An 11,908-nucleotide genomic window follows, 5' to 3' on the forward strand; every position below is an offset into this window, starting at 1 on the left:
TATAGGTTGAGTCCAGCAGAATAATGGTTTTTACTACCAATACTTAAAATCACTCTTAGTTAAGTTTCGTGAAATTTTATCAGAATCTGAGGTTCTGATACAACTACTCCCTTAATATGTGATTAAAAGTTGTTAACTTTAATTAAGAACATGGAGGCTTTAGAGTGGCAATTCCTCTGTTAGAATATGACCCTTCAAGTCAAAACCAGCGTGTAGCTGCATACGAAATACCGGGTGATGAACAGCCCAGGATTTTTACTACAGACAATATCCTGTCTCCATCAGATTTAGGCGATCTGATCGAAGCAGCATATCGTCAACTTTTCTTTTATGCTTTTGCTGCCGATCGCGAAACATATTTAGAGTCCCAACTCCGTAATGGACAAATTACAGTACGGGACTTTGTTCGTGGTTTGGTGCTTTCCAATACCTTTAAGAAAAGCTTCTACGACCTCAACAATAACTATCGCTTTGTTGAGCAAGTAATTCAGCGCGTTCTAGGACGCGATCCATACAACGAGCGGGAAAAAATCGCTTGGTCAATTGTGGTCGCTACTAAAGGTATTAGAGGCTTTGTTGATGAAGTTCTCAACACTGAAGAGTACCTGAGCAATTTTGGATACTCCACAGTGCCTTATCAACGCCGTCGGATACTGCCATCTCAATCTGCGGGTGAGTTGCCATTTAACATCAAATCTCCGCGATACGAAGATTACCACCGTGCTAAACTGGGTTTCCCCCAAATCATTTGGCAGGTCGAAGTACGCAGATTCCTTCCACAAGAGCAAAAGCCAAAGGCTGGCGATCCAGCTCTGTTTTTGTCTATGGCACAAAGTGTCAATGCAACTGGCAATACGCCACAAAGAATCTCGTCATTCAACATCGATATCGAAAAGTCTGTACCTTATCGCCAGCTAGCTGGAATTAAATAACGATTTTTGTTCGGCGGCTTTCTAGTACATCGTTTTGATAATTTTATAGCGTGCATAAGTCTTGGGTTATGTAGGAGTTTCATTTAGGTATAACTAGTGAAACAGACTCTATCCCATTTCTAATGCACGCTAGTCGTTAATGGGAATTGGGAATTGGGATAAGTTTAAAATGTAATTCGTCTTTTTAACATCTCCAAAAGTTTTGTAAATTGGGTGGGAGGGGTAGCTGTCACCTCAATCATTTCCCCAGATAGGGGATGCTGTAATTTCAGTCGCCAAGCGTGGAGTGCTTGACCGGTCAAATTTACCCCCACCGAATGACCAGAACTATAAACTGGGTCGCCGACAATGGGATGCCCCATTTTGGCGCTGTGGACGCGAATTTGATGGGTGCGTCCAGTTTCTAGTTGGAAGCGAATTAAGGTGAAATTACCGAGGCGTTCTAGTACTTGCCAATGCGTGACGGCAGATCGTCCGCCTTGTTCAATAGGCATAATAGCCATTTTTTTGCGGTCTTGAGGATGGCGACCAATGGGTAAGTCAATTTTGCCATTTTCACCTTTTGGCGCACCGTAAACCACACCTAAGTATTCTCTGCGTGCGGTTTTAGCTTTGAGTTGGGCTTGTAGGTGATGATGGGCAACTTCCGTTTTAGCGATCGCGATCGCTCCCGTTGTATCCTTATCCAATCGATGGACGATTCCCGGACGTTGGACTCCGCCAATTCCTGGTAAATTGGGACAATGAGCCAACAAAGCATTTACCAGTGTGCCATCTGGATGACCGGGTGCGGGATGGACAACTAAGCCTGCGGGTTTGTTGAGAATAAGTAACTGGTCATCTTCATAGAGGATATCTAAAGGGATATCTTCTGCTAGCAATTCTAGGGGTTGCGCTTCTGGTATTTCCAGAATGATGCGATCGCCTAACTTGACATTGATCTTCTTAGATGTACAAACTTGATCGTTAAGTTGGACATTACCCTGTTCGATTAACTGTTGGATGCGCGAACGGGATAAATCTGGTAATTCTTGGGAAAGGAAACGGTCAATGCGATCGCCTTTAGTGTTGACACAGTGTATCGTATTACTGGAGGGAAGTAGGCTAGGCGCTCCATCCTCTATATTAGAAGAGAAGCGATCGCCCTTGGCGTTGGCGTAGCGATCGCTATTTTCTTGGATTTGTAAATTAAATTCGGTCACAATTGCTCTGGATTATTAATTCCCCGTTCTTTAAGTAAAGCGCGGAATTCATTAGACTTGTTTATATAGCCGCGAAATTTATTCACCCTGACTATCTTGTATCTGTTCTCTTACCCATTGTCGAAACCCTTTAAGTGCTGAACTCATTCCTGTGGTTCGCGCCATTTCCACAAATCGGGGAATTAGTTCAATGATAGGAAAATTAGGAAATGTGGCGCTTGTGAGAGACTTTACATATTGCTCACCTTGCAGCAAGCTAATTTCTAAATTTTTGTTTTCATATCGCCAAATTTCAGACACTCTCAAAGCCTGATATGCACTAATTTGGGTTTTAGAGGTTACATCAATTTCAATCGCCAAATCAGGAGGAGGGTCAACTGTTAAGTCAATCCTGTCTTTCCCTATCATTAGCTTATAGTTTTGAATATAAAAACAATCATCAGGTTCAATACCTGCACTTATATCTTTTCGCTTAAAGGTGGTTGAACCTAAAGATTCCCAATTTAGATCGAGTTCATCTAGCAAGGCTTTCACTAAGTCTCCGATGATTACCTTAGCTCGTTCATGTTCTGGTAATGGAGCCATAATTTCTAGCGTTCCTTGGCTGTATGCTACTCGACTCCTGCGATGTTCTCCTAACTCGTTGAGAATTGCTTCAAATAGTTGCCAACTCACATTTTCCAGGATTATTCTTTGCCCTGGTGGAACTCGAATTTGTCTGAGTTGAAGAGTAACCATAGGATGTTAGTTGTTAAATAATTTTATTTTTACTCAAATTTGACATCAGCGAAAAGGGAATTTTTTCAAATTCGATGTAGTTAAGGGCTAATTGTACAAAATTGCGGGTTTTCGAGACGCGATAAATCGCCGTCTCTACAAGTGTTTTGGTCTTATCTGAACTGTATTGCGCTAATTCTCTCCTCCTCCGTGTCCTCCGCGCCTCTGCGGTTCATAATTCTAAATTTATAACTTCTTGCGGTAACTCAAATAAACCATCTCCCCCAGCTTCAAAATCAATCACCTGATACACAGCATCAATATTTAACTCACCATAAATATGAGGAAATAATTCGCCAATTTCCGCCTCTTCATAACGAATTTCAGCTTGGACTTTCTCAGAATCAATAAACAATAGTACCAATTCTTTTTGATTATCAAAAAATCTCTTTGCAACTTTGAGTATTTGCGTTGACTTTGAACAATGTATAAAACCTTCACTCTCTAGCGAATCAGCGCGATAGCTACCGAGTATTTTCGCGTCTTCCCATTGTTGGCGTTTGGTAATGTGGAGGATAGTATTCATGTTGCTTGTATCATTTTACGAAGATCATCTAAAGGTGATTCTGATTCATTAGGATCATCAGGATAAAATTCTAACACTACAGTAATGTTCAGTTGGCCACCTTGCCTAAAAGTTAATGGAGTAATAGTTAATGGAGTAATAATTTCTGTAGATACTTGTACTCTGAGTTTCCCTGATTGCCACCCTGTAGAGCCAACTTTGAAAACTTCACAGTTTATGCCTTCGCTAGAAGATTGCCATGTGATATTTTCAGCTTGAAAATTTACTTGGTTTATGGATAGCTTGTTAAAACTTCCTGAAACAGTAACATTAGTATTATCTATTTTTGCAGCAAATTTCTGTCTGAAATTTTCAGATATCAATTCTTTGAATCTGCTAACGATATATGTCTCTTTATTAAATAACAAAACATCAGCATCAAAGTCTAATAATTGGCATATCTTATTCATGTTAATCTTAGTATTCAATGTAAATTAGGAAGTGTCTGCATGATAATTTAAACTAATCAACTATTTTAATCCGCAGTTATTAACATCAATTCAGTGATAATACTGATATTGCAGTCGCTAAAGATAGTTTATATAGGAATCCTAAATAAGTTACGAACAAAAAGATCCCCGACTTCTTTAAGAAGTCGGGGATCTGAGTCTCTGGATGTTTGCAAATCAAATAGAATTGCTATAGTTTGCCTGTAACCTTTGATTGGCTTGGCTTCTTCTCAAAAATTAGAGGTAGTTCAGCTTATGAAATTTTATCAGATATTAACATTGGTCAATTTTTGGGAATTATAATAACGAACCTCTCAAAAGGGTTAAAGAGGTTTGGATATACAACCAGAGTGCAACCATAAATAAATTTAAATACTTATCTATTGCAGCATTGTTACTTATCATTTCTGCCTGTACATATTCGCAACAAGCTAAATTAGAGCCTTCGTCATCTCAAGCAAATGCCGCCGATACTACTAACATTGAACCAGTTTCAAAAGCAGTTAGCGGTAAAGTTAATCAAAAAGGTTGGGAAGTTAACGTCACAGGCGTTAAATATGCAGGACAGAAAATTCAAGGTAAGTACAGGACATACGAAGCAGCTGAAGTTTGGACAGTGGTTTCTGTAACCGTTAAAAACACAAGTGGCAAAAGACAACGAGAGGATGATGCATGGTTCCTTATTGGATTATCGAAATTAGTTGACTCAAAAGGCAACAAATATGATATTAAAGAGATGGAATTCAAATATGATACTAATTTGCTAAGTAAACCTTTCTCTCAAGGTGAAGCTCGTTCTGTAAATTTCCTATTTGACACTCCTAAAGGTATCAAGGCAGATAAATTTTTAATTTCCGATAAGAATCTCGAATCCATCCCTTTCAAACTTTAACCAGCAATAGCACTATTTAATTTGTTCTCTTTTAAATCTCACGCAAAGGCAGAAAGTTTTTCTCTGCACCTTTGCGTGAGGTTATCATTCTATAAAGTAGATGGAATACAAACATCTGGCGCACACAAACCAGGAAATTCCAGCGTTGTCACCTCAAACGTATTCAAATCTACGCAACGAATAGCATGGTTATTAGTATCAGCAATATATAAATGTGAACTTAAAATGCTCAATCCCGAAGGTTCAAAAAATCGGCTATTCTTACCTTGTCCATTTTGTAAACCCGCAAAACCATCTCCCAAAACTGTTTGACAATTACCACTAAGACTAACTAATTTAATTTTATGATTATATGTATCCGCCACCCACAGAAAATTCTCAGCATATTCTACTCCTAAAGAGTGCTGCAAACGAACATCTTCACCTTGTCCATCGACATCGCCGAAACCAAATAAACCGCCACTACCGCAAACAGTTCGCACTTGATAAGGTTCTAAAATCCCAACACCGCGAATTGAACTAACTTCACTGTCAGCAATATATAATTCTTGCCCATTATTAGTAATACCGCTAGGTTGAGCAAAAGCAGATTCACCAAGCGAACCATCAATACACGCTTCTGTACCAATACCAGCATAAGTTTTAATGATGCCACTTTCTAAATCCATTTCCCAAATTTGATGAGGCCCAGCCATTGCAATAAATAAAGTATTTCCCACTTTCACTAAATCCCAAGGGGAATTTAGCGCGGTTTCTAAACCAGCACCGCTATGAGGATTGATATTGTGGCTTTGTTTACCAGTTCCTGCGATCGCTTCCACTAATTGGCGCTTTAAATCAACTCGCCGCAGGGTATGATTTTCTGTATCAGCAACATAAAGAATCTGATTTTCGGCATCATAAGCCATTCCCTGTGGTGCAAAAAATTGCGCTTCGCTAAAAGCACCATCGGTTAAGCCGGATTTTCCAGTACCAATTAAATGTAGAATTTCTCCATCAAAGCTACTCACAACGAGGCGATGATGTCCAGAGTCAGCAATGAATAAACCTGTTGGAGTAGCTAGAACTTTACCAGGAAAAGCTAGAGGTGTGATTAATGGTTGGCGTTGTTTTTCTAAAGTCAAGCTGATTTCTTGAAAATTAATTGTGCCTTTATTTTGGTGTTGCTGAATTAACTTTTGAATCAACTCGTCTAAAGTGTCACGGTTTCCTTCACCAGAAATCTGGCCAATCACGTAACCTTCTGGATCAATAATTATTAATGTAGGCCAAGCACGCACAGCATACTCTTCCCAAATCCGAAAATCTCTGTCAACGACAACTGAATGTTCGATGTCGTAGCGCAGGATAGCTTGGCGGATATTTTCTGTTTCCTTCTCGTTGTCAAATTTGGCAGAATGGATGCCGATAACGGTAAGGCTATCTTTATATTTTTGTTCTAAATATTTTAGGTTTGGCAGGATATGCAGACAATTTATACAGCAGTATGTCCAAAAGTCTAAAATTATGACTCTACCCTTGAGTTGTTTAAGAGACAAGGGTTTGTCGGTATTGAACCAAGAGTAATTTTGTGGTAATTCTGGCGCTCTAACACGGGGAAGCATAATAATTCGTAATTCGTAGTTCGTAATTCGTAATTAATAATTGAATCTGGGTGTATCTGTTGTGAAAGGACTTGAAAAATTAACTACTACGGAGTTATTAGCTTGGGTAGAACAAGCTAAAATTCAGGCTAAACAGGGACGAGTTATCGATCGCATTCCGCAATTAGCTAAAGCTTATCCTAGTTGGTTTGCAGTCCATATATGCTGTAAATCGGGCAAAACTATCAGCTTTGGGGATACAGCTTGTATTTTCCCGCTAATGAGCGTGATTAAGGCGTTTTCTTTCCTTTATCTGCTAGAAAATTTTGGCATAGAAACGGTTTTTGGCTGGGTTGGCGTGGAACCATCGGATGCAACCTTCAATTCTTTAGAACAATTAGTTAGCGATCGCGGCCGCCCCCGCAACCCGATGATTAATAGTGGGGCAATCACTCTCGCTGATAAGTTACCAGGAAACGATGCTATCCAACGCACTCTTTTACTTTGTCAATGGCTCAACCAATTAGCAGGTTGCCAACTATATTTAGATGAGGTGATGCTGGCTTCTGTGCGATTAACACATTCAACAGCTAATCAAGCGATCGCAAATTATCTTGCCGAAACAGGTTATCTAGAAAATCTTGAAACAGCACTTGACACCTATAATCAAATATGCTGTATTTCTGGGCGAGTTGAAGATTTAGCCCTGTTAGGAAAAATCCTAGCTTTTGAAAATAGCTTATTAAAATCACAAAATCGCCGAATTGTCAACGCTGTAATGTCAATTTGTGGACTTTATGAAGCTTCTGCGGAGTTTGCAGTCAGAATTGGTCTACCGATGAAATCAGGTATTGGTGGTGGACTTATAGCAATAGTACCAGGTGAGGGAGCGATCGCTTGCTACAGTCCTGGGTTAGATAATATCGGAAATCCTGTAGGTGCGATCGCATTTGTCGAGGTTTTGGCACAAGAATTACAGTTGAGTGTCTTTGGTTAATTCCGGTTTTTCTGCTTTAGAGCGTTTATTTTAGTAGCACTTATACAAGAATTTAGCCAAAACCCTGATTTCAAGTAGGGGCAATTCATGAATCGCCCTACAAGGTGTTATTTAAGTAACGGCGTTGATTCTTCAGCAGTTGGTGTTACCTCTGGCTGTAGTTCTGGTGCAGGAGACTCAATAATCTTTGGCAGCGTGGGTGGCAAACTCGGAGATGGCGCAACCGTTACTTCTGGAGTAGGTGTCTTGCTCGTTCGACGCTGGAAAAATCCGCCGAATCTAGATTTTGTTGGCTGAGGCGGAACTTTTTCGGATAATGGCGTTGATTCAAGAGTTGGTTTTACCTCTGGCTGTGGTTCTGGTGTTGGCGTAATTATTTCTGGTGCTGGAGGCTCAATAATCTCTGGTAGTGTGGGTGGCAAACTCGGAGATGGTTCAACTGTTACTCGTGGAGTAGGTGTCTTACCCGCCCGACGGTTAAAAAATCCGTCAACTTTAGGTTTAGTTGGTTGAGGCGCAACTTTTTCAGGTAGCGGCGTTGATTCAGGAGTCGGCGTTACCGTTGGCGTAATTATTTCTGATGGTGTCGGGGATAAGGTAGGAGATGGTACAGCCGTTGGAACTTCCAACTTTGGTTCTTCTAGCTGTGTTTTAGATTTTTTCGGAACTTCAGTTTCAGGAATGGGCTGTTTTTCTACCTTCGGTTGTATTTGGGGTGTTTTTTCAACAGAAGGCGTAGGTGTGAGTTTATAATTCTGGTCTACAATGCCGCGCACTTCATCTGCTGTGAGTTCTCCTCTCACAATTTTCGACAAAGTATCTTTACCCTTTGGCTGGAAGTCAATCACTCTGACTGTGGTATTAAAGGCATTTTTGAGAGGATTTCCCTGATTATCGAGAAATTCTAGCTTTATCCAGTTTTTACCAGTTTGGAAGCCTTTAAGATAGACTGCTTGCCAGCGATCGAAAACAAAGCTTTCACCATTAATTGTGACGCGGATGCGCCAATCACTAAATCCTTCGTTAGTGTTTTCCTTCAGGGCGAGGTGTAGGGGAGCGTTAGTTAGATAAAAATCCAGTAAGATTGGCTCTGCCCCGTAGCTACTTTGAGGACGGCTGTAAGTTAATAGGGGTAACTTGGGATCTGGGTTATTGTCGTCGGTTTTGGTAAAGACGTGAAATGTTGTCTGGGCATAAGCGCCTTCATTCTTAAAGCTTTCATGCCAAGGACGAGAGGCAAAGACGCGCAGAGTATGAGTACCTGGAGACAACTCTGGCAAAACCAAGGGTTGATTCAGGTCGTAAACAGGAATATAAGGTTGATTATCCAGAATTACATGGAGATGTGGCCCCAGTTGTAATTGTGGGTCTTTAAATATCGGTAGATCCTTAACCTGAAAACTAGCTGTAACTTTGTTATTTTGGAAAACTTCATCAGGTCTAGGAGTCACAATTGCCACTTGTGGTTGATAAACTTCCAAACTTGGACGCAGTGCTTGGATAACAGATGGTGGGGAAACTTCGGAAAATTGCTTTGAAATTTGAGAAATTTGTGGAGAGTTTTCTCTATATACGGTAGATACTTCCTGGCTATCGGCTTTCTCACCACAACCGATCAAGCTTAATACCAGCACCAATGTGATTATCCACCTAAGAATCGGGAACCTCTCAGGGAGGAGCTTCTCTAACACCCTTTTCTGCCACGAGTTCATGCGTTGCACCCAGTGATAGTCTTCGACAATGGACAGATTATTTTCGCTCAAACTGTCCATCTGGAACTATAGCCCAAAAGATGAAATCTACTTCACATCCCCTAATTTATCCTCTGTCTATTTCAGTAAATTTTCAAATAAGTCATATTTTCTACAGCTTTTTACTTGCAACAATGGAAATATGACACAAATGTTCATGTAGTAGTAAAAGCTGAAACTCCAAGTGCCTACAGCAAAATCATAAAACTTACGAATTGTTATTCTTTGTAAATTAAAATGGTTAATCTATTGACTTTTAGACAAATAGTTTGAAGTTAAAAGGCAGATAACGCAGTAATTTCAGCAATATTTGACCAAGTTTGAATTATTGTTAAAATATCTCTAACAAAGTGCCGGTGAAGACTCTATAATTCAACGAGAAACAACTCTCCACATAGGGTCTTCATCGCGGCTTCAGTGAAATTCTGAGTATGCGGTAATGGTTCACATTGTGGTATTCATGATTCCTCATTCCTTATCAAGAGAGGAGGTCAAATGACAATAAGTCCTCCGGAGCGAGAGGAAAAAAAGGCAAGAGTAATCGTCGATAACGATCCAGTTCCAACCTCATTCGAGAGATGGGCGCAACCTGGACACTTTGACAGATCCTTAGCCAGAGGTCCCAAAACCACCACATGGATTTGGAACCTACACGCACTCGCCCATGATTTCGATACACATACAAGCGATTTAGAAGATATATCCCGCAAGATATTCTCAGCCCACTTCGGCCACCTAGCCGTAGTGACAATCTGGTTGAGCGGGATGATTTTCCACGGCGCGAAGTTTTCTAACTACGAAGCTTGGCTAAGTGACCCGTTAAACGTTAAGCCTAGCGCTCAAGTCGTTTGGCCTATTGTCGGACAAGACATTTTAAACGGTGATGTTGGCGGTGGTTTCCACGGCATTCAAATCACCTCCGGTTTGTTCCAAGTATGGCGTGGTTGGGGGATTACAAACTCCTTCCAGCTTTACTGCACTGCGATCGGTGGCTTGGTATTAGCAGGCTTATTCCTATTTGCTGGCTGGTTCCACTACCACAAACGCGCTCCTAAACTGGAATGGTTCCAGAATGTGGAGTCGATGCTGAATCACCACTTGCAAGTATTGCTAGGTTGTGGTTCCTTGGGATGGGCAGGTCACTTAATCCACGTGTCCGCACCGACCAACAAGCTTTTGGATGCAGGCGTTGCTCTCAAAGACATCCCCTTGCCCCACGAGTTCATCTTGAACAAAGACTTGTTGACCGAGTTGTATCCCAGCTTTGCTGCTGGTTTAGCACCTTTCTTCACCTTGAATTGGGGTCAGTATGCTGACTTCCTAACCTTCAAGGGCGGTCTGAACCCAGTAACTGGTGGCTTGTGGATGAGTGATATTGCTCATCACCATTTAGCGATCGCAGTTCTCTTTATCGTTGCTGGTCATCAATACCGTACCAACTGGGGTATTGGTCACAGCATTAAAGAGATCCTAGAAAACCATAAAGGCCCTTTCACCGGTGAAGGTCACAAAGGTCTCTACGAAAACCTGACCACATCTTGGCACGCTCAGTTGGCTACTAACCTGGCCTTCTTGGGTTCGCTGACCATCATCATCGCGCATCACATGTACGCGATGCCCCCCTATCCATACTTGGCAACTGATTACGCTACGCAGTTGTGCATATTCACACACCACATGTGGATCGGTGGCTTCTTGATTGTTGGTGGAGCGGCTCACGCTGCTATCTTCATGGTGCGGGATTACGATCCAGTCGTGAACCAAAACAACGTTCTGGATCGGGTGATTCGTCACCGTGACGCGATTATTTCTCACCTGAACTGGGTGTGTATTTTCCTCGGCTTCCATAGCTTTGGACTTTACATCCACAACGACACAATGCGTGCATTGGGTCGTCCTCAAGACTTGTTCTCTGATACAGGGATTCAATTGCAGCCAGTATTTGCCCAGTGGATACAAAATATCCACGCCTTGGCTCCTGGTACAACTGCACCTAATGCCCTAGAACCAGTTAGCTATGTCTTTGGCGGTGGTGTCTTGGCTGTTGGCGGTAAAGTGGCAGCTGCACCCATTGTTTTGGGCACAGCGGACTTCCTAATTCACCACATTCACGCTTTCACCATTCACGTCACCGTCCTAATTCTGCTCAAAGGTGTGCTGTATGCCCGTAGCTCTCGTCTGATTCCAGACAAGGCAAACTTGGGCTTCCGCTTCCCTTGCGACGGCCCTGGTCGTGGCGGTACCTGTCAAGTCTCTGGTTGGGATCACGTATTCCTCGGACTTTTTTGGATGTACAACTCCATATCGATTGTAATTTTCCACTTCAGCTGGAAGATGCAATCAGATGTTTGGGGAACCGTAGATGCAGATGGGACTGTAACTCACATCACTGGTGGTAACTTTGCCCAAAGTGCTATTACCATCAACGGTTGGTTACGAGACTTCTTGTGGGCACAAGCTACACAAGTCATCAATTCCTATGGCAGCGCGCTATCTGCTTATGGTCTACTCTTCTTAGGCGCTCACTTTGTCTGGGCATTCAGCTTGATGTTCCTGTTCAGTGGTCGCGGCTACTGGCAAGAACTAATTGAGTCCATAGTTTGGGCGCATAATAAACTGAAGGTAGCACCAGCAATCCAGCCTCGGGCTCTGAGCATTATTCAGGGTCGGGCTGTAGGGGTAGCTCACTACCTCTTGGGAGGAATTGCCACCACTTGGGCATTCTTCCATGCACACATCCTTTCAGTAGGGTAGCAATCA

General features: G+C 41.9%; 10 protein-coding genes. 4 read left to right on the forward strand and 6 right to left on the reverse strand.

What is annotated here, in order from left to right; translation table 11 throughout:
• Nucleotides 1-164: 164 nt before the first annotated feature.
• Entirely contained in the window at nucleotides 165-932 is a 768-nt protein-coding gene (locus CDG79_RS10345) for a phycobilisome rod-core linker polypeptide (protein WP_094342058.1), read from the forward strand.
• Nucleotides 933-1,096: 164 nt separating this feature from the next.
• Here CDG79_RS10345 and CDG79_RS10350 read toward each other — a convergent pair whose 3' ends face one another.
• From CDG79_RS10350 to CDG79_RS10365, 4 genes are all read right to left on the reverse strand, one after another.
• Complete coding sequence (locus CDG79_RS10350) at nucleotides 1,097-2,014, reverse strand: RluA family pseudouridine synthase (protein WP_094342101.1); 918 nt, start codon at nucleotides 2,012-2,014, stop codon at nucleotides 1,097-1,099.
• A gap of 198 nt (nucleotides 2,015-2,212) precedes the next feature.
• Complete coding sequence (locus CDG79_RS10355; RefSeq protein ID WP_094342059.1) at nucleotides 2,213-2,872, reverse strand: Uma2 family endonuclease; 660 nt, start codon at nucleotides 2,870-2,872, stop codon at nucleotides 2,213-2,215.
• Nucleotides 2,873-3,083: 211 nt separating this feature from the next.
• Nucleotides 3,084-3,437, reverse strand: a complete 354-nt coding sequence (locus CDG79_RS10360; protein WP_094342060.1) for a DUF952 domain-containing protein — start codon at nucleotides 3,435-3,437, stop codon at nucleotides 3,084-3,086.
• Entirely contained in the window at nucleotides 3,434-3,886 is a 453-nt protein-coding gene (locus CDG79_RS10365; RefSeq protein WP_094342061.1) for a KGK domain-containing protein, read from the reverse strand. Before CDG79_RS10365 ends, CDG79_RS10360 begins: the two co-directional genes overlap by 4 nt.
• Nucleotides 3,887-4,316: 430 nt before the next feature.
• Here CDG79_RS10365 and CDG79_RS10370 point away from each other — a divergent pair, with 430 nt between their 5' ends.
• Nucleotides 4,317-4,817, forward strand: coding sequence for a DUF4352 domain-containing protein (locus tag CDG79_RS10370; protein WP_189524949.1), 501 nt, complete (start codon nucleotides 4,317-4,319; stop codon nucleotides 4,815-4,817).
• 89 nt (nucleotides 4,818-4,906) lie between these two features.
• On the opposite strand, the gene CDG79_RS10375 is transcribed toward CDG79_RS10370, so the two are convergent.
• Complete coding sequence (locus tag CDG79_RS10375) at nucleotides 4,907-6,421, reverse strand: thioredoxin-like domain-containing protein (RefSeq protein ID WP_094342063.1); 1,515 nt, start codon at nucleotides 6,419-6,421, stop codon at nucleotides 4,907-4,909.
• 61 nt (nucleotides 6,422-6,482) lie between these two features.
• On the opposite strand from CDG79_RS10375, the gene CDG79_RS10380 reads away from it, so the two are divergent.
• Complete coding sequence (locus CDG79_RS10380; RefSeq protein ID WP_094342102.1) at nucleotides 6,483-7,397, forward strand: glutaminase; 915 nt, start codon at nucleotides 6,483-6,485, stop codon at nucleotides 7,395-7,397.
• Between the two features lie 107 nt (nucleotides 7,398-7,504).
• Here CDG79_RS10380 and CDG79_RS10385 read toward each other — a convergent pair whose 3' ends face one another.
• Nucleotides 7,505-9,109: a hypothetical protein gene (locus CDG79_RS10385; protein ID WP_094342103.1), complete on the reverse strand. Its 1,605-nt coding sequence runs from the start codon at nucleotides 9,107-9,109 to the stop codon at nucleotides 7,505-7,507.
• Between the two features lie 534 nt (nucleotides 9,110-9,643).
• Here CDG79_RS10385 and psaA point away from each other — a divergent pair.
• Complete coding sequence (gene psaA, locus CDG79_RS10390; protein WP_094342064.1) at nucleotides 9,644-11,902, forward strand: photosystem I core protein PsaA; 2,259 nt, start codon at nucleotides 9,644-9,646, stop codon at nucleotides 11,900-11,902.
• Nucleotides 11,903-11,908: the final 6 nt, after the last annotated feature.

This window comes from Nostoc sp. 'Peltigera membranacea cyanobiont' 232 (genome assembly GCF_002245985.1).
Taxonomy (GTDB): domain Bacteria; phylum Cyanobacteriota; class Cyanobacteriia; order Cyanobacteriales; family Nostocaceae; genus Nostoc.